Here is a 17,586-nt window from a genome sequence, read left to right on the forward strand (position 1 = left end):
ACGTAGACCATCCCGACGGAACGACTACGTATCCCGCATGTGGTCGTTACATCGGTAACCCACCGGCCGCCGATGGCATTGTTCCGCCAGATACGCCTCAGCCATAACCAATTCTGCAAGCTCTCAGGGTAATGGGTGATATCGCGAGCCAGGAAGTGTGAGCACCGGATCGTCCTTGCTCGATGCGCCGGCTCGCGACAGCACAACCTCGCCACTAGCGTGCATGGTGTAGCGAATACAATCTCGTGCGGTGGTGGCCACGGGTCATCGAGCAGTCCGAAGGCATCAAAGGCGGTACAGCCTTCAAGGTTCCCTTCAATTTCTCGGGCAAGGGACAGTTCGAGCAGGTCAAGCTCTAGAACCGCGGCGACAAGCACCGACAGCACACCAACAAAAAGCCCCGCGGGTCCATCAACCCGCGGGGCTCCAAAGTTCAAGCGGCCTCTCGACCCAACCGCTCAAACCCAATCGCAAACCTCAATCCGTCGCATACCGGGGCGACCGAGGTCCGAACAGAATGCTCCCCGGATGCCCGGCCGACAGCAGTCGCGTGCTTGTCACGCCGGCTACCTTGTGCCCGGCTTCGGTGACGCTGTTGAGCACCTGCTTGACCGCCGCGGCCACCAGCGCGCCGATCAGCCCGCCGCCGCTGTTGCCCTGATCATCCGTCGCCGACGCGCTGCCGCTCCACAGCGTGGCGCCGGTCTTCAAGTCGACCAGCTTGGCGCTCGCGGTGACGACCGTGATGCTGTTGATGACCACGTACGAGGTGCCGTACTTCGATACCGTGACGTAGAGCGCGGCGTCGGCACCAAAGATCTCGCGCAGCTTGGCCGGTGCGACCTGGTGGATGTCGCCGGGAGTGGTGAGGCCGTTCTGCTTGAAGGTTTCGTCCACCAGCGTCACGGGCAGCACGTAGTAGCCGGACTCTGCCAGCGGGTAGGTGACCTGGGACAGCATGCTGTAGGTCGCCTTCACTTCGGGCGATTCGTTCAGCGGCGGCAGGACCACGATGGAGCGCGGGCGGCTGGCCTTGAACGCGGCGTAGTCGACGTTCTGTCGCGGCGCGGCGCAGCCGGCGGCCAGCACGGTGACCGCCGTGGCGGCAAAAAGGCGTTTGAACATGGGCTTCATTTCTTTTCTTCACCCCGCTTGACGTTCTTCATCAGGAAGTCGACATAGGTGGCCGACTCGGGGAACAGGGTCTTCTCGGTCTGGAATTCCTGCACCATCTGATCGTCTTTGCCGATGTCGGCGTACAGCAGGCCCAGGTGTGCGTGATAGCCCGGCGGCGGCGTGGCGCCGGCGGCCACGATCTTCTGCATGTCGCGCTCGAGCGCTTCGATCTGTGCCTGCTTGGGCTCGCCCTTGAAGTATTGGTAGACCTGGGGCTGGTAGCTTTCCCATTGGTACAGGGTCTTGGGCGACGCGCATCCGGCCAGCAGAACGCTTCCCGTCAAGGCCAGCGCCACCAGGCGCCACGGCCGATACTGCTTTGGCTTTTTGACTTCTTTCACTGCTTCTTCTCCTCTTCGACAATCAGACCGGCTTTACGGATTGCCGGGCTTCCACGCGCCGCTTTCGATGCCGGTGATCAGGTTGGTGACCGCTTCGCGCATGGCGAGGTCGAGCACCTTGCCGTTGAGCGTGGAGTCGTAGCTCTGCGTGCCGCCGAAGCCGATGATTTCGCGGCTGGACAGCGCGTACTCGCCGGCGCCCTGGCTGGAGAACACGACTTCCGAGGTGGTGATGTTGACCACGTTCAGTGCGACCTTGGCGTAGGCCACCTGCGACTTGCCGCGACCGAGGATGCCGAACAGTTGCTGGTCGCCGACTTCCTTGCGGCCGAATTCGGTCACGTCGCCCGTGATCACGTAGTCGGCGCCCTTCAGGCGCTGCGCCTGGCTTTTGATGGCTGCCTCGCGCCTGATCTCTTCCATGTTGTCGCGGTCGAGCACGTTGAAGCGGCTGGTCTGCTGCAGGTGCGTGATCAGCACGGTCTTGGCCTGGCCGCCGAGGCGGTCGATGCCGTCCGAGAACACGCCGCGCATGTAGCTGGAGCGGTTGTCGAACTTGCCCACGGCGATCGGGGTGCGCACGCCGGCGTATGGGCGGCTGGCGCTTTCCACCTTCGCCACGGGGAGCGCGGTCGATGTTTCCGTGGCGCAGCCACCGAGCAGAGCCAGCAGGGCCGCCGCCCCGAGCAGATGCATTGCATTCGCTTTTTTCACTAAGACTTCTCCTATCGATTGCCCCTTGAAACAAGGGATTTCCGCTTTGCGGGCCGGGTGCGGAAATCCAGTCACCCGAAAAGGGTAACGGCAATCGACAAGCAAGTACTCACCCTTCGACGGTTGGGTGTACAAGGGCAACGCGCAGCGCCTGCGGCCGCGCGGCTCTCTGCAAGCTGCGGTGAAATCTCTGCGTCGATCGCCTAGACTGAAGCAGCCATCAAGGCGCAAGCGGGCCGGGCTGCGATGCACCGGGCTCGCGGCCGGCGTGCAGCGTGGCGCCCATGTCTTGAAGACGATACCGATGATGGCCTGCTCGCATGGATGCGTTTTGTAGCAACGACGCGACACGCCGCGACGTGTCGTAAGAGCAGTCTTATGCAACGGACCAACCGAGAGAAAATACTCGTGGAACCTGCAAACCAGTCCAGCCATTCGTGGCTCTGGCTCATCCTGCTGCTCCCCTATATCGCCCTGCTGTGGCTGCCGTTCTACAACGATACGCAGCCTTCGTTCGCGGGCTTTCCGTTCTTCTACTGGTACCAGTTCCTTTGGGTGCCGCTCACCTCGCTGCTGATCTACATCGTCTACCGGTGCGTGAAATGAACGAGGTCCCGCCTGTCGATCCGGTGGCGATGACGGTCTTCGTCGCGTTCTTCGTGCTGGTCACGGTGGTCGGGTTCTTCGCGGCGCGCTGGAAGCGCGGGGACCTGACGCAGTTGCACGAGTGGGGGCTCGGCGGGCGGCAGTTCGGCACGCTGATCACGTGGTTCCTCGTGGGCGGCGATTTCTATACGGCCTACACGGTGATCGCGGTGCCGGCGCTGGTGTATTCGGTGGGCGCGTACGGCTTCTTCGCGCTGCCTTACACGATCATCGTCTACCCGTTCGTGTTCGCGGTGATGCCCAGGCTGTGGCAGATCGCGCATGCGCACAACCACATCACCGCGGCGGACTTCGTGTATGCGGAGTACGGCGGCAAGCTGCTGCCGGCCGCGGTGGCGCTCACCGGCATCGTGGCGACGATGCCGTATATCGCGCTGCAGCTCGTGGGCATGCAGGTGGTGATCAAGGGGCTGGGCGTGACGGGCGAGGCGCCGCTGATCGTGGCGTTCGTGATCCTGGCGCTCTACACGTACACGAGCGGGCTGCGCGCGCCGGCGATGATCGCCTTCGTGAAGGACATCATGATCTATATCGTGGTGATCGCGGCGGTGTGGCTGATCCCGTCCAGACTCGGCGGCTACGGTCACGTGTTCGAGGCGGCGGACCAGTTCTTCCAGGCCAAGGGCGGGGTCACGGGCATCATCCTCCAGCCGTCGCAGTACACGGCGTACGCGTCTCTGGCGCTGGGCTCGGCGCTGGCTGCCTTCATGTACCCGCACACGATGACGGCGGTGCTGTCGTCGTCGTCGGCCGCCACCGTGCGCAAGAACGCCATCCTGCTGCCGGCCTACACGCTGCTGCTGGGACTGATCGCGCTGCTTGGCTACATGGCGATCGCGGCCGGCGTGCACGTGAGCTCGCCGTCGGACGTGGTGCCCACGCTGTTCGGCAAGCTGTTCCCGGCGTGGTTCGTCGGCTTCGCGGCGGCGGCCATCGCGATCAGCGCGCTGGTGCCCGCGGCCATCATGTCGATCGGCGCGGCGAACCTGTTCACGCGCAACCTGTGGCGCCCGATGGTCTCGCCGGACATGTCGTCTTCCGCGGAGGCCTCGACGGCGAAGATCGTCTCGCTCGTGGTGAAATTCGGCGCGCTGCTGTTCATCGTGTTCCTGCCCACGCAGTACGCCATCGACCTGCAACTGCTCGGCGGCGTCTGGATCCTGCAGATCTTCCCCGCGATCGTGTTCACGCTCTACACGCAGCGGATGAACACGTGGGGGCTGCTGGCCGGCTGGGCCGTGGGCATCGTGCTGGGCACGTCGCTGGCCATGTCGCAGGGCCTCAAGCCGGTGTTCGCCATCCACCTGGGCAGCGCCACGTATCCGCTCTATATCGGCCTGATCGCACTGGTGGCCAACATCGTGGTCACGTTCGCGGTGTCGGCGGTGACGCCCGGCCAGCGTAGCGCCGAGCTATAGCGGCTGCAGGTTCTCGTCGCGCAGGCCCACCAGCAGGGCCTGGCCTTGCGGCCCCACGCGGAACTCGCCGTAGCGTGCTTTCCCGAAGCGCGCACCGTGCCCTTCCTGGAAGAAGTAAGCGTCCGTCGAGACCTGCACCTGCACGCCACCCCAGCGCGACGGCACGGTCTGGAAGCGCAGCAGTTGCTCGCCCGCGGCGAGCGGCGCGCCGGCGGTGTGCAGGCGCACCAGGCTGGCCTCGCCGTGCGCATCGCGGCGAACTACCGCGACCTGCTCGCGCTCGGCGGGCAGGCCCTGCCGCTCGCGCGCCGCGCGGATGGCATCGGCGATGGCGAAGTTGAGCGCCATGTAGTCGCCCTGCATCAGCGAGCGCGGATCGACCGGCGCCAGGCGCAGGTAGAGCGTATCGCCGCGCGCGAGCAGGTGTTCCTTGGTACCGATGGCGGCTGCCGCCACCCCGAGCGCGAGCACCCATGCGAGCAATATCCAGCGTTTCATGCCTGGCTCCTTGCGATGCCGCGCCGCAGTCCCGTGCGCAATGCCAGGACGGCGACACCGGCGGCGACCAGCGTGGCGGACTTGGCCAGCAGCGTCCAGTGCAGTGCGCTGTAGTACCAGATAAAGCCGGCGGCGAGCGTGGCCACGGCCAGGCCAAGCCAGGGCAGCGAGCCGCGGCGCAGCGCCAGGCCCAGCGCCAGCACGGCGGCCAGGACTGCCGGGGCACCGGCCAGCAAGGCGGCGAGGAGCGCCGCGCCCGYCACGGCGATCGCGCGTACCGGAGGGCGCAGGCGCAGGCGGCCGCTCTCGGCAAGCACCAAGGCGACGAGCACCACGCCGCACAGCGCGCCGGCCGTCCAGTACGGACCTGCCTGGTGCGCCGCGCCGTCATCGAACAAGAACGCATAGGGCAGGCCCAGGCCTGTCACCACCAGCGCCGCGCTCAGCGCAAACAGCAGGGTGGCATCGGCTGCCGGTTCGAGCCAGCCCTGCCGGCCCGCCGCGCTGAGCCGTCCCTCGGCCCACACGAAGCCGGTCAACAGGGCCAGCGCAAGCGGCGCCAGCCAGCCGAGCGAAAGCGCCATCGACTGCCAAAAGTGGCGCAGACCCGGCGTCATGCCAAGGTGCAGTGCCAGGGCAACGCCGGTCCATGCACCCAGCGCGGCCAGGCAACGATGCAGCCGGTTGGGCATCACGGCGTACAGCACGGCTTCGAGCATTGCCAGCGCCGCCCAGAAGGCAGGCGTCTCCAGCAGGCGGCTGCCGCCGTACGCCTGGCTCGCGCCGAACACCAGCAGCCCTTGCCCGCTGAGGCTGACCGCCAGCGCGAACTGTTCCAGCGCGGTTCCGCTGCGGCGCGCATACAGCACGGCGGCCAGCGCAATCATGGCGGCGCCGCACAGCGCCATCGCCGCGCCGTTGTCGCGCGCGGCCACGAAGACCGAGCCGAGCAGGAAAGCGAGGAAGAAGACCGCGCCCAGCCAGCCGGCCAGGCCCATCAGCAGCCGCACCGCCCAGGGCGTGCGGGCCGGGTCCTGCGCGGGCTGCCCATGCGCCAGCCCGCGCGCTGCGAGGTCTCGCCACAGGACCGTGACGACTTGCCGTTCGTCGCTCATGCCGGCTCTCCTTCGGCGCTGGCGCCGTCATGCTGGCGCCAGGCGCGCAACAGCCAGGTTGCGGCCACGGCGGCCAGGCCGATGATCAGCAGCCCCAGCAGCAGGAAGGCGCCGAATCCGCCATGGCTGACATCCAGCAGCAACCGCGCGACGGCGGCCACCACCACCACGATCAAGGTGAAGCTGGCCATGCTGAGCGCCACCACATCGAAGGCGCGCAGCCGGAACCAGGCCAGCAGCACGGCCGGCGCCAGCAGGGCAAGGCCGAACGCGGCGGCATCGACATGGTCATGCAAGATGCTGCCGAGTCCCAGCCAGCCGGCGTAAGCACAAGCCAGCGCGGCCAGGATGCGCGCGCCGGCCAACCCGCGGAAGCCCTGCGCGGGCCATGCCGCGCACAGCACGAACCACAGCGCCAGTTGTGCCAGCGTGGCGCCAAGCAGGAACAGGGGCGTGCCGCGCCCGCCCTGCATGCCGATCAGCAGTTCGAACATCCCGCCCGCGCCCAGCCGCACGCTGCAGTAGCGCAGCAACGCCACGTTGGCCAGCACGATCACCAGCCACCAGTGCGGCGCAGCGCGCGCGGCCAGCGCCCACGGCACCGCCAGCAGCGCCCACAGCGCAAACAGTTGCCAGGCGTCGGCGCCGGTCTGGTAGACCTGCCCGATCACCGCCAGCAGCACGCCAGCCACCACTTGCGCGCCGCACAGCGCGGCGCGGCCCGCCATATCGCCCGGCGGCCGCAAGAAGGCGAATGCCGCCAGCAAGGTCAGCGCGCCGGCCAGCAGGCCGAAGCGGGCGAATTTGTGCAGGTCCTGCCAGTTGAAGGCGAAGAAGACGATGACGCCGGCACAGAGCAGCGCCGCGCCCAGCGCCAGCAAGGCGCGGTCGAGCCAGTGCCGCCAGGCCGCCGCATCCGGCTCGGCGTGCGACCAGGCCGCGGCCACGCCGTCGGCAGCGATCGCGCCTTGCTCGCGCCAGTGCGCCAGCGCCTGGCGCATGGCGCGCCGGTCTTGCATGCTTTGCATCGAGGATGGCTGCATGGGTGTTCCGTGTGATGGATACGCCAGTGCACTGTAGCAAAGGCGGGGGCGCCTGCGCAGCTTTCGTGCGCATCCTCTGTGCTGCTTTGCGACGGTCCTGCGGGCCGGTATGCTGTGCGTTTTTCCGCATCCGCCCCGCCCGGCGCGCTCCAGACATGACCCTCGGTATCCTCGCCGCCATCCACGACGAAGTCGACGCCCTGGTGGCCGCCATGCGCCACGACGACGCCCGCGCCACCGTGCAGCGCATCGGCATGCGCGATTATCACGTCGGCCAACTGCACGGCCAGCGCTGCGTGCTGGTGCTGGCCCGCATGGGCAAGGTGGCGGCCGCGGCCACCACGGTGACGCTGGTGCGCGAGTTTGGCGTGGACGAGATCGTCTTCACCGGCCTGGCCGGCGGCATCGGGGCGCACACACGCGTCGGCGACGTGGTGGTGGCAGACCGCACGCTGCAGCATGACCTGGATGCCCGCCCCTTCTTCGGCCGGCACGAGGTGCCGCTGCTCGACCAGGCGGAATTCCCGGCCGACGCGGCGCTGACCGCCGAGTTGCGCGCAGCCGTGGAAGGCTATCTGCGCGAAGACCTGCCCAGGACCATCCCCGCGGACGTGCTCGCCCGCTTCGGCGTCAGCGCGCCATCGCTGCATGTCGGCATGATCGCCAGCGGCGACCAGTTCATCGGCTCGCCCGCCGCCGCGGCTGAATTGCGCGAGCGCCTGCCGGGCGTGCTGGCGGTGGAAATGGAAGGCGCCGCAGTGGCGCAGGTCTGCCACGAATATGGCGTGCGCCATGCGGTGATGCGGACCGTGTCGGACCGGGCGGACGATACCGCGCACGTGGATTTTTCCGCGTTTCTGACCAACGTGGCCAGTCATTATTCGGAAGGGGTTTTGGGCAGGTTCCTGAAGAACCGGGAAAAGGGGAATAAGCGAGATTAGGAAGGCAGATAAGGCGCCGGGATTAGTGGAGCCGCGGGTCCGGCAAGCCGGAAAATCCCGCCGCGGGAATCTCGCTCACCGCGCCCTGAACATCCCCCGGATTCCGACCAGTACGCCCGCGCCCAGAATGCCGGCAAACCAGCCGGCCATCTGGCCGTCGGCGAACCAGTGCATGGCGCGGCCGCCGTAGAAGGCAGCGAGCGCGCCGAGTGCCCCGAACACCACGGCGGCCAGCAAACCGACCCGCCCCGAGGGATGCAGCGACCGCGCCGCCAGACCGACCAACACGCCCACAACCAGCGTCCCCAGCATCACTTTTCCCCGATGATCTCGACAGTCGCGCGGTCTTCCCGGCACAAGCGCCGGCCGCGCGTGGTCCCGAGGATACGGTAAACCTGTCCGGGGACGGCCCCGGGCCCTCGCTTCGCCGGCAATTTTCGCGCCGGGCGTTATAATGTAGCCCGGTTCGGCGGCGCAATGCGCCGGAATCCGCCTCGTGGAAACCACGCCGCGGATTTGCCTTTTGAAGCCCGCGCGGCAGCCAGCCTGGAGCATGGCACCCCGCGGGGCCCGCGCCAAAAGACATGCCCTCCACCATGCAACTGCTTGCGATCGGTATCAATCACACTACGGCGCCCGTCTCGCTGCGCGAACGGGTGGCGTTTCCGCTTGAGCAGATCAAGCCGGCGCTGGGCGCCTTGCGCACCCACCTGGCGGGCCGGTCCGGCACCGAGGCCGCGATCCTCTCCACCTGCAATCGCACCGAGATCTACTGCGCCACCGACATCCTGGTCAACGGCGACGAAGGCTTCGATCACACGCTGCGCTGGCTGGCCCAGCACCACAACGTGCCGGCCGGCGAACTGGCGCCCCACCTCTACGCCCTGCCGCAGTCCGAAGCCGTGCGCCATGCCTTTCGCGTGGCCAGCGGGCTGGATTCGATGGTGCTGGGCGAGACGCAGATCCTCGGGCAGCTGAAGGACGCGGTGCGTACCGCCGGCGAGGCGGGCGCGCTTGGCACCTACCTGAACCAGCTGTTCCAGCGCACCTTCGCGGTGGCCAAGGAAGTGCGCGGCCAGACCGAGATCGGCGCGCATTCGGTGTCGATGGCCGCCGCCGCGGTGCGCCTGGCCCAGCGGATCTTCGAAAGCGTTTCGACCCAGCGCGTGCTGTTCATCGGCGCGGGCGAGATGATCGAGCTGTGCGCCACGCACTTTGCCGCGCAGACGCCGCGCCAGATCGTGGTGGCCAATCGCACCGTGGAACGCGGCGAGCGGCTGGCCGAGCAACTGGCCGGACAGGGCCTGACCACCGAGGCGATCCGCCTGTCGGACCTGGGCGCGCGCCTGCATGAATTCGACATCGTGGTGTCCTGCACCGCCAGCTCGCTGCCCATCATCGGTCTGGGCGCGGTGGAACGCGCGGTCAAGCTGCGCCGCCACCGCCCCATCATGATGGTGGACCTGGCCGTGCCGCGCGACGTGGAACCCGAAGTCGCGCGCCTGGACGACGTGTTCCTGTACACCGTGGACGACCTTGGCGCCATCGTGCGCGAGGGCAACGCCATGCGCCAGGCCGCCGTGGCCCAGGCCGAAGCCATCATCGAAAGCCGCGTGCAGAACTTCATGCACTGGCTCGAGACCCGCAGCGTGGTACCGGTCATCCGCGACCTGCAGGCGCAAGGCGAGGCCATGCGCCAGGCCGAGCTGGAACGCGCGCGCCGCATGCTGGCGCGCGGCGACGACCCAGAAGCGGTGCTCGAGGCACTGTCCGGCGCGCTCACCCGCAAGTTCCTGCACGGTCCTACCCACGCACTCAACCATACCCAGGGCGACGACCGCGAAACCCTGCTGCGCCTGGTGCCGGGCCTGTTCCGCCACAGCAGCCACTCCGAGCGCTAGCAGCGCTCTTCGTCCGGCGGTGCGCGTCCTGCGCACTGCCAGCCTTGCCTGCCGTGGCTTCTGGTCCGGGCATGCAATCCCGACGCCGCCCTAGCCGGCATCCGCCTCAACCCAGCTGCGACCCCGCATCATCGCGACCCTGCCCGGATACCCATGAAAGCCAGCATGCTAGCCAAGCTCGACCAACTGGCCGAGCGAATCGACGAAGTCAACGCCCTGCTCGGGCGCGAAGACGCCACCGCCAAGATGGACCAATACCGCAAGCTCACGCGCGAGCATGCGGAGCTGTCGCCGGTGGCCGAGCAATACGGGCAGTACCGCCAGGCGCAGGACGACCTGGCCACCGCGCAGGCGCTGCTGGACGATCCCGAGATGAAGGATTTCGCCGCCGACGAGATCGATGCCGCGCGCGCGCGCCTGGCGGCGCTGGAAATCAGCCTGCAGAAGCTGCTGCTGCCCAAGGACCCCAACGACGACCGCAACCTGCTGCTGGAAATCCGCGCCGGCGCGGGCGGCGAGGAAAGCGCGCTGTTCGCCGCCAACCTGCTGCGCATGTACACGCGCTATGCCGAGCGCCAGCGCTGGCAGGTGGAAGTCATGAGCGAATCGCCCTCCGACCTGGGCGGCTACAAGGAAGTGATCATCCGCATCGCGGGCGACGCGGCCTTCTCGCGCCTGAAGTTCGAGTCCGGCGGCCACCGCGTGCAGCGCGTGCCGGCCACCGAGGCCCAGGGACGCATCCACACGTCGGCGTGCACGGTGGCAGTGATGCCCGAGGCCGACGAAGTGGCCGAAGTCCAGATCAATCCGGCCGACCTGCGCGTCGATACCTTCCGCGCGTCCGGCGCGGGCGGCCAGCACGTGAACAAGACCGATTCGGCCGTGCGCCTGACCCACATCCCCACCGGCATCGTGGTGGAATGCCAGGACGACCGCAGCCAGCACCGCAACAAGGACAAGGCCATGAAGGTGCTGGCCGCACGGCTGATGGACGCGCAACTGCGCGCCGCGCAGGCCAAGGAAGCCAGCACCCGGCGCAACCTGATCGGCACCGGCGACCGCAGCGACCGCATCCGCACGTACAACTTCCCGCAGGGCCGGGTGACGGACCACCGCATCAACCTGACGCTCTACAAGATCGAAATGATCATGGACGGCGACCTGGAAGAACTGCTGTCCGCGCTGGCCGCGGAACACCAGGCCGATCAATTGGCGGYGCTCGGCGAAGACCATTAATGGCGTAAATCGGCAGCGAGGGAGCGGCATTATCGCGGGGCGGGATTACAGCGGCGAGGGGTAATAAACCGGCCCGCCGGAATCAAACTCATACCGCACGGCATAAATCGAGCGGGCCGAGGAAAACCTTTGTATCTGTTGTAAATGCTTGCAACAGCACTAGCGTGACATTTTTCGCTGTCTATAATCCATTTCGACTGAGCCGCCGCGCAAAGGACGGCGTGTCGACCCTCCTACCGGACAAAAGGACAAAATCATGAAAAAAATGCTCGCGCTGTTGATGATCACCGCTGCCCTGGCTGCCTGCAGCAAGAAGGAAGAAGCCCCCGCGACGCCTAGCGCCGACAGCGCCATGCAAAACGCGGCCGAATCCGCCAAGGCCGCCGCCAGCGATGCCGCAGCCGCAGCCGGCAATGCCGCCGACGCCGCCAAGGCCGCTGCCAGCGGCGCTGCCGCCGATGTCTCCGCCGCCGCTGAAAAGGCCAAGGTAGATGCCGGCAACGCAATGCAGCGCGCCAAGGAAGCCTCCAAGGACGCTGTCAACGCCGGCGCCGACAAGGCCAAGGACGCCGTCAACAAGTAATGCCATGCCGCTGCCGGCGGCGGGGCGGGAAAACCGCCCGCTCCCGCAGCGCGGACAAGCGCGTTACACTGCAAACCCCGCCCAGGCGCATGCCGGCGGGGTTTTCGCTTTTATCCCCGGCATATTTCCGCTAGCCAGCCTGCGTCCATGTCCAGCCCCTCCCCGCTAGTCCCGCCCGCCGTCCCGCCCGCCGTCCTGCCCGCAGCCGTCACGGTGCACCAGGCCCTGGCGCTAGCCACCGCAGCCGGCCTGCCGGCGCTGGAGGCGAGGATGCTGCTGACGCACGTGACCGGGCTGACGCGCACGCAACTGATCACGCGCGACGGCGACACGCTGGCGCCGTCCGACCGCGACAGCTTTGCCGGCCTGCTGACGCGCCGGCTCGCCGGCGAGCCGGTGGCCTACCTGCTCGGCGAGCGCGAGTTCTTCGGGCGCATGTTCCGCGTGACGCCGGATGTGCTGATTCCGCGGCCCGACACCGAGATCGCGGTGGAAACCGCGTTGCGGCTGCTGGCACCGCTGCGCGCGCCGCGCCTGCTCGACATGGGCACGGGTTCGGGTGCCATCGCAGTCACACTGGCCTGCGAGCGACCCGACGCCGAAGTCTGGGCCACGGATGTCTCGGCAGGCGCATTGCAGGTGGCGCAAGACAACGCGCGCGCGCTCGGCGCGGCCAATGCGCGCTTCCTGGCCTCGGACTGGTACGCCGCGCTGCCGGCCGGACTGCGCTTCGACTTGATTGTCAGCAACCCGCCTTATATCCCCGCGGGCGATCCGCACCTGACCCAGGGCGACCTGCGCTTCGAACCGGCCGATGCGCTGACGGACCACGGCGACGGCCTGTCCGACCTTGCCGCCATCGTCAGCGGCGCCGCCGGTCGGCTGCATGCGGGCGGCTGGCTGCTGATGGAACATGGCTACGACCAGGGCGAGGCGGCCCGCAGCCTGCTGGCGGCGGCCGGCCTGGGCGACATCTTCACCGCGCGCGACCTCGCCGGCCACGAGCGCTGCAGCGGCGCGCGGCTGCAGCCCGCGTCCGGTGGCGTCGCCTGAAGGCAACGGCCGATTCCGGTAAAATCCATTCCTTGATGGCGTGCACCTCGCATGCCTGCCGATTTCCCGATTGCGGCGTCCGGCGTGGACCGGCCCCGCTCAACCGAAAGAGACATCATGAGTGACGTGCAACAACGGATCGACCAGATCGTCAAGGGCAGCCCGGTAGTGCTGTTCATGAAGGGCACCGCCCAGTTCCCGATGTGCGGCTTCTCCGGCCGCGCCATCCAGATCCTGAAGGCCTGCGGCGTGGACGCGCCCACCACGGTCAACGTGCTGGAAGACGACGGCATCCGCCAGGGCATCAAGGAATACGCCAGCTGGCCGACCATTCCCCAGCTGTACGTCAACGGCGAATTCGTCGGCGGCTCGGACATCATGATGGAGATGTACCAGAACGGCGAACTGCAATCGCTGCTCAAGGCCTGAGCGCGAGATGTCCGCAGCGGGTGATGCAGGTGGCCCCGGTGGTCCGGGTAGCCCGGGGGGCGGCAAGCCGCGGCGCCTGATCGTCGCCATCACCGGCGCCACCGGCGCGGTCTACGGAGTGCGGCTGGTGCAGACGCTGCGCGCCGTGCCCGGCGTGGAGACCCACCTGCTGATCTCGGCCGCGGGCGTGATGAACCTGCAGCACGAACTGGACATGGGCAAGGCCGAAGTCGAAGCCTTCGCCCACGTCGTGCACAACGTGCGCGACATCGGCGCCACCATCGCCAGCGGCTCCTTCGCCGCGCATGCCATGGTGGTCGCGCCCTGCTCCATGCGCACGCTGGCAGCCGTGGCGCACGGCCTGTCCGACAATCTCATCACCCGCGCCGCCGATGTCACGCTCAAGGAGCGCCGCAAGCTGGTGCTGATGGTGCGCGAAACGCCGCTGAACCTCGCCCACCTGCGTAATATGACCGCCGTCACAGAGATGGGCGGYATCATCTTCCCGCCCGTGCCCGGCTTCTACCAGAAGCCCCAGAGCGTGGCCCAGCTGGTGGACCACACCGTCGGGCGCGTGCTGGACCTGATCGACATCCCGCAAACCCTGGCACCAAGCTGGGGCGGCCTCAACGGCCAGGCCTGAGGCCCCGCGCGGGCCGGGGCCCGCTGGCCTCAATGCCAGTAGCGGTAGCGGCGGCCACCGTAGTAGCCGCGATAGCCGTAGTACCCGCCGTAATAGCCCGGCGACACCACGACCGACGGCGCCGCGTACACCGGCGCCGGCGCCACGGCCACTTCGCCGCCGCCATAGCCGTAAGCCGGATAGGCCGGATAGACTGCGCACCCGCCGAGCATGGCGGCACCCGCCACTGCGATCCCAATCATCCACGTTTTCATTTTCATTGTCCTTTGCGGGCAGGTTGTTGCCTGCCCTTAAGAACGTTATACGGGGCTGTTTGGTAATACAGGGTCAATGTGCTGTAACCGTTGTTACGAATGGAAACGGGTTGGTGTCGGTATGTGGGGAATGGGACGGGGCCGGGCAAGCGGCCGCGGCCCCGGTCCGGACCCGATTCGAAGACAAAGCTCAGACCTCGAAACGAATGCCCTGCGCCAGCGGCAACGCATCCCCATAGTTGATGGTGTTGGTGGCCCGCCGCATATACCCCTTCCACGCATCGGATCCCGACTCGCGTCCGCCGCCGGTTGCTTTTTCGCCGCCGAACGCGCCGCCGATCTCCGCCCCGCTGGTGCCGATATTCACGTTGGCGATCCCGCAATCGCTGCCCGAGGCGGACAGGAAGCGTTCCGCTTCGCGCAGCGATTCGGTGAAGATGCAAGACGACAGGCCATGCGCCGCGGCGTTGTTCAGCGCGATGGCCTCCTCCAGCGTCTTGTAGGGCATCACATAGAGAATCGGCGCGAAGGTCTCGGTCAGCATGGTCTCATGCTGGCGGTCGGTCAGCACCAGCGCCGGACGCACGTACTCGGCATTCGGGTAGCGCTCCGCCAGCACGCGTTCGCCGCCGTGCACGACATTGCCATGCTGGCGGCAGCGCAGCAGCGCGCCGGCCATGGCGGCGCCGGCGGCACCGTCGATCAGCGGGCCTACCAGTGTCGACTCGGCGAGCGGATCGCCCACCGGCAGGTTGTTGAAGACTTGCATCAGCCGCGTGGTCACGGCGTCGAACAGATCGGCGTGGACGAAGGCGCGCCGCAGCGTGGTACAGCGCTGCCCGGCCGTGCCGGCGGCAGAGAACGTGATGGCGCGCACGGCCAGTTCGATATTGGCCGAAGGCGCGATGATCGCCGCATTGTTGCCGCCCAGCTCCAGGATGGCGCGCTTGAACTGCCCGGCGCAGGCGATGCCGACCTCGCGGCCCATGCGCGTGGACCCCGTGGCGCTGATCAGCCGCACATCGGCATGGCCGACCAGGTGCTGCCCCAGCGCCTGCGCACCCGCCAGCACGGTGGCGATGCCGGCGTGATGCGGCGCGGCGATCTCCAGCACGCCATCCAGCAGCCCCTGCACGGCCAGCGCGCTCAGCGGCGTCTTCTCCGACGGCTTCCACACCACGCCATTGCCGCACACCAGTGCCAGCGCCGCGTTCCAGGCCCACACCGCAACCGGGAAATTGAAGGCAGAGATCACGCCGCACAAGCCATAGGGATGCCAGGTCTCGCGCATGGCATGCTGCGGCCGTTCCGAGGCGATGGTCAGGCCGTGTAGCTGGCGCGACAGGCCGACCGCGAAATCGCAGATGTCGATCATCTCCTGCACCTCGCCCATCCCCTCCTGCAGGATCTTGCCGGACTCGAGCGCGACCAGCTGGCCGAGATGCTTCTTGTGCTCGCGCAGGACCTCGCCAAAGCGGCGCACCACCTCGCCACGTACCGGCGCCGGCACCAGGGCCCAGCTGGCCTGCGCCGCGCGCGCGCGCTCGATGCGCGCGTCGGCCTCGGCCGCGCTGCAGGCGGGCAGGTGGCCGAAGGCTTCTCCGTCGATGGGCGAGCGCACCGGCAGCGCACCCGCGGGTCCTTCACCCTCGCGCCACGGCGCGGACAAACCGAGGGCCTGCCAGCAGGCCGCGAATTCCCTGGTCTTCATGCCATTGCCTCCTGTAGCGGATGACGCGTGTAGTGTCTGCCGAAACGGTTGGCGAGGAAAGCGTCCAGCGACATCGCCTCCTGCGGCACGAAGCCCGCCTGCGGCAGCGCGCCGCCGGCCACCAGGTCCAGCGCGGTGCAAATGCCCGCGGCGGTGGTGAGCTGGATCGCGTTGACATGGCCGGCGTCGGTGTCGGCCCCGCCGATGCGCGCCGAGAACGAGGCCTGCATCAGGCGGCCGCGCGCGCCCTGGCTGCCGGCGGCATGGCCGGTGGCGTTGGCGAACACGATCACCACATCCTGCTGCGTGGCGGGAATCGYGCTGTCGAAGATCTCGCGCATCCAGTCGCGCCGCTCGCGCAGGCGCAGGTCGTTGAGCAGCAGCTTCATCACCGCGCAGTGGCCCGGATAGCGGATCGACTTGTAGTCCACGTCGCGCGCGCGGCCCGCCAGGGTCTCGGGCAAGGTGCCCAGCCCGCCGGAAGTATTGAAGGCCTCGTACTCGATGCCGTCCAGCGCAAAGCTCTCCAGCCCCTCCAGCGCCGGCACTTCCACCCGGCGCCCGTCGACGATGGCCTCGCACGGATTGCAGTATTCGTTGATCAGCCCTTCCGTGCTCCAGGTCAGGTTGTACTTGAGCGCGTTGCTGGGATAGCGCGGCAGCGCGCCGACCCGCATCTTGAGTTCGAGCAGTTCGCCGCCGTCCTTCAGGAAGCGTTGCGCCAGGTCGTTGCCGACCACGCCGATAAAGCCCGGCGCCAGCCCGCACTGCGGCATCAGCACCGAGCGCGCGCCGGCCGCCAGGCCGCGGATGGCATGCGTGGCGGCCACGTCTTCGGTCAGGTCGAAGTAGTGCACGCCCAGGCTGGCTGCCACCGTGGCCACGCCGAGCGCGGCGTGGAATGGCAGCGCGTTGAGCACCGCGTCGGCGCCTTGCAACAGGGCCGCGCAATCCTCGGCGCGGTCCGGCGCGCCCTGGCGCACGACAATGCCTTGCGGCAAGTCGTCGAGTTGCGCAGGCTCGCGGTCGACCAGGGTGACGCGGTAATCGCCGCTGTCATGGAGCATGACGGCGATGGTGCGGCCGATCTTGCCCGCGCCTAGCACCACCACGCGCAGCGGAACCTGCCGGACAGCGCCGGCGGCATACGTTGCGACGGCGGCACGGCCGGGTGGAATGGGTCTGGTCATGATGTCCCCTGGGTGGCAGTTGTTCGTTCGTCGGTCGTTCGTCGGTCGTTCGTCGGCATAAGCCCATGGCTGAAGTATGGTTGCGGGCACGGTCGGAATGAAGGGACAAGAATGACGAAAACACCGCATAATCGAGCGAATCGACAACGCCGGCAGTCGAAACGGCATCAACGCCAGACCTAGACCAGACCTAGTCCACCGCGAGGCCACCGCGCGCCATGACCGAACTCGACCAGACCGACCGCCATCTGCTCTCGCTGCTGCAGGCCAACGCGCGCGAGAACGCCGCCAACCTGGCGCGCAAGCTGGGCATCGCCCGCACCACCGTGGTGGCGCGCATCGCACGGCTCGAGCGCGACGGCGTGATCGCGGGCTACGGCGTGCGGCTCGGCCAGCAGATGGAGGACAATGCCATCCTGGCCTTCTGCGGCCTGTCGGTCATGCCCAAGACCGCGCCTGCGGTGGTGAAGGCGCTGCAGCGCTTTCCCGAGATCGAGGAGCTGAATTCCGTGAGCGGGCCGGTGGACTACATGGCGGTGATCCGCTGCGACACCCACGCCCGGCTGGACAAGCTGCTCGACGAGATCGGCGCGCTCGACGGCGTCAACCACACCACCACGTCGATCGTGCTGGCGCGCAAGATCGACCGGCGCCGCGCGGCGGGCTGACGGCAA

Annotated in this window: 20 protein-coding genes; 10 read left to right on the top strand and 10 right to left on the bottom strand. The window is 67.9% G+C overall.

Annotated features, from left to right (window positions below; all coding sequences use genetic code 11):
* Nucleotides 1-477: 477 nt before the first annotated feature.
* The 3 genes from AC1DO7_RS09085 to AC1DO7_RS09095 are packed head-to-tail and all read right to left on the bottom strand — an operon-like array spanning nt 478 to nt 2,213.
* On the bottom strand, nt 478-1,134 hold the full coding sequence (locus tag AC1DO7_RS09085) for a DUF799 domain-containing protein (protein WP_441618155.1): 657 nt from the start codon (nt 1,132-1,134) through the stop codon (nt 478-480).
* The gene (locus AC1DO7_RS09090; RefSeq protein ID WP_441618153.1) at nt 1,131-1,517 is read right to left on the bottom strand and encodes a DUF4810 domain-containing protein; all 387 of its coding nucleotides are present in this window, start codon (nt 1,515-1,517) and stop codon (nt 1,131-1,133) included. Before AC1DO7_RS09090 ends, AC1DO7_RS09085 begins: the two co-directional genes overlap by 4 nt.
* Before the next feature lie 33 nt (nt 1,518-1,550).
* Nucleotides 1,551-2,213 (bottom strand): CsgG/HfaB family protein, encoded by a 663-nt coding sequence (locus AC1DO7_RS09095; RefSeq protein ID WP_441618184.1) that lies wholly within the window; start codon nt 2,211-2,213, stop codon nt 1,551-1,553.
* 426 nt (nt 2,214-2,639) lie between these two features.
* On the opposite strand from AC1DO7_RS09095, the gene AC1DO7_RS09100 reads away from it, so the two are divergent.
* The gene (locus tag AC1DO7_RS09100) at nt 2,640-2,837 is read left to right on the top strand and encodes a DUF3311 domain-containing protein (RefSeq protein ID WP_441618151.1); all 198 of its coding nucleotides are present in this window, start codon (nt 2,640-2,642) and stop codon (nt 2,835-2,837) included.
* Nucleotides 2,834-4,315, top strand: a complete 1,482-nt coding sequence (mctP, locus tag AC1DO7_RS09105; RefSeq protein ID WP_441618150.1) for a monocarboxylate uptake permease MctP — start codon at nt 2,834-2,836, stop codon at nt 4,313-4,315. Before AC1DO7_RS09100 ends, mctP begins: the two co-directional genes overlap by 4 nt.
* Here the strand turns inward: mctP and AC1DO7_RS09110 are convergent.
* The 3 genes from AC1DO7_RS09110 to AC1DO7_RS09120 are packed head-to-tail and all read right to left on the bottom strand — an operon-like array spanning nt 4,310 to nt 6,956.
* The gene (locus tag AC1DO7_RS09110) at nt 4,310-4,813 is read right to left on the bottom strand and encodes a GDYXXLXY domain-containing protein (RefSeq protein ID WP_441618148.1); all 504 of its coding nucleotides are present in this window, start codon (nt 4,811-4,813) and stop codon (nt 4,310-4,312) included. The two genes, mctP and AC1DO7_RS09110, sit on opposite strands and share 6 nt — an antisense overlap.
* Nucleotides 4,810-5,928, bottom strand: a complete 1,119-nt coding sequence (locus AC1DO7_RS09115; RefSeq protein ID WP_477116017.1) for a DUF4401 domain-containing protein — start codon at nt 5,926-5,928, stop codon at nt 4,810-4,812. Before AC1DO7_RS09115 ends, AC1DO7_RS09110 begins: the two co-directional genes overlap by 4 nt.
* A complete protein-coding gene (locus AC1DO7_RS09120) occupies nt 5,925-6,956 on the bottom strand; it encodes a DUF2157 domain-containing protein (RefSeq protein ID WP_441618144.1) in 1,032 nt (343 codons plus the stop codon). Before AC1DO7_RS09120 ends, AC1DO7_RS09115 begins: the two co-directional genes overlap by 4 nt.
* Before the next feature lie 170 nt (nt 6,957-7,126).
* On the opposite strand from AC1DO7_RS09120, the gene AC1DO7_RS09125 reads away from it, so the two are divergent.
* Nucleotides 7,127-7,912: a 5'-methylthioadenosine/adenosylhomocysteine nucleosidase gene (locus AC1DO7_RS09125; RefSeq protein WP_441618142.1), complete on the top strand. Its 786-nt coding sequence runs from the start codon at nt 7,127-7,129 to the stop codon at nt 7,910-7,912.
* A gap of 75 nt (nt 7,913-7,987) precedes the next feature.
* Here AC1DO7_RS09125 and AC1DO7_RS09130 read toward each other — a convergent pair whose 3' ends face one another.
* Nucleotides 7,988-8,224, bottom strand: a complete 237-nt coding sequence (locus AC1DO7_RS09130) for a hypothetical protein (RefSeq protein ID WP_441618140.1) — start codon at nt 8,222-8,224, stop codon at nt 7,988-7,990.
* A gap of 284 nt (nt 8,225-8,508) precedes the next feature.
* Between AC1DO7_RS09130 and hemA the strand changes: the two genes are divergently transcribed.
* The 6 genes from hemA (at nt 8,509) to AC1DO7_RS09160 (ending at nt 13,757) form a co-directional block, all read left to right on the top strand.
* A complete protein-coding gene (hemA, locus tag AC1DO7_RS09135; protein ID WP_441618182.1) occupies nt 8,509-9,813 on the top strand; it encodes a glutamyl-tRNA reductase in 1,305 nt (434 codons plus the stop codon).
* A 153-nt stretch (nt 9,814-9,966) separates the two neighbouring features.
* A complete protein-coding gene (prfA, locus tag AC1DO7_RS09140) occupies nt 9,967-11,049 on the top strand; it encodes a peptide chain release factor 1 (RefSeq protein WP_477116018.1) in 1,083 nt (360 codons plus the stop codon).
* Between the two features lie 256 nt (nt 11,050-11,305).
* On the top strand, nt 11,306-11,632 hold the full coding sequence (locus tag AC1DO7_RS09145) for a hypothetical protein (protein WP_441618136.1): 327 nt from the start codon (nt 11,306-11,308) through the stop codon (nt 11,630-11,632).
* Between the two features lie 147 nt (nt 11,633-11,779).
* Nucleotides 11,780-12,685 (top strand): peptide chain release factor N(5)-glutamine methyltransferase, encoded by a 906-nt coding sequence (gene prmC / locus AC1DO7_RS09150; protein WP_441618134.1) that lies wholly within the window; start codon nt 11,780-11,782, stop codon nt 12,683-12,685.
* Between the two features lie 117 nt (nt 12,686-12,802).
* Nucleotides 12,803-13,114, top strand: coding sequence for a Grx4 family monothiol glutaredoxin (gene grxD / locus AC1DO7_RS09155; RefSeq protein ID WP_441618132.1), 312 nt, complete (start codon nt 12,803-12,805; stop codon nt 13,112-13,114).
* Nucleotides 13,115-13,121: 7 nt separating this feature from the next.
* Nucleotides 13,122-13,757 (top strand): UbiX family flavin prenyltransferase, encoded by a 636-nt coding sequence (locus AC1DO7_RS09160; RefSeq protein WP_441618130.1) that lies wholly within the window; start codon nt 13,122-13,124, stop codon nt 13,755-13,757.
* Nucleotides 13,758-13,786: 29 nt separating this feature from the next.
* On the opposite strand, the gene AC1DO7_RS09165 is transcribed toward AC1DO7_RS09160, so the two are convergent.
* The 3 genes from AC1DO7_RS09165 to AC1DO7_RS09175 all read right to left on the bottom strand — a co-directional run bounded on the left by AC1DO7_RS09165 (nt 13,787) and on the right by AC1DO7_RS09175 (nt 16,912).
* Entirely contained in the window at nt 13,787-13,999 is a 213-nt protein-coding gene (locus AC1DO7_RS09165) for a hypothetical protein (protein ID WP_441618128.1), read from the bottom strand.
* Nucleotides 14,000-14,201: 202 nt separating this feature from the next.
* Entirely contained in the window at nt 14,202-15,722 is a 1,521-nt protein-coding gene (amaB, locus tag AC1DO7_RS09170; protein WP_441618126.1) for an L-piperidine-6-carboxylate dehydrogenase, read from the bottom strand.
* On the bottom strand, nt 15,719-16,912 hold the full coding sequence (locus AC1DO7_RS09175; protein WP_477116019.1) for a saccharopine dehydrogenase family protein: 1,194 nt from the start codon (nt 16,910-16,912) through the stop codon (nt 15,719-15,721). Before AC1DO7_RS09175 ends, amaB begins: the two co-directional genes overlap by 4 nt.
* A 218-nt stretch (nt 16,913-17,130) precedes the next feature.
* On the opposite strand from AC1DO7_RS09175, the gene AC1DO7_RS09180 reads away from it, so the two are divergent.
* Nucleotides 17,131-17,580 carry an Lrp/AsnC family transcriptional regulator gene (locus tag AC1DO7_RS09180; RefSeq protein ID WP_441618122.1) on the top strand — a complete coding sequence of 150 codons (450 nt, stop codon included), beginning with the start codon at nt 17,131-17,133 and terminating at the stop codon, nt 17,578-17,580.
* Nucleotides 17,581-17,586: the final 6 nt, after the last annotated feature.

The organism is Cupriavidus sp. 05N40, assembly GCF_056397305.1.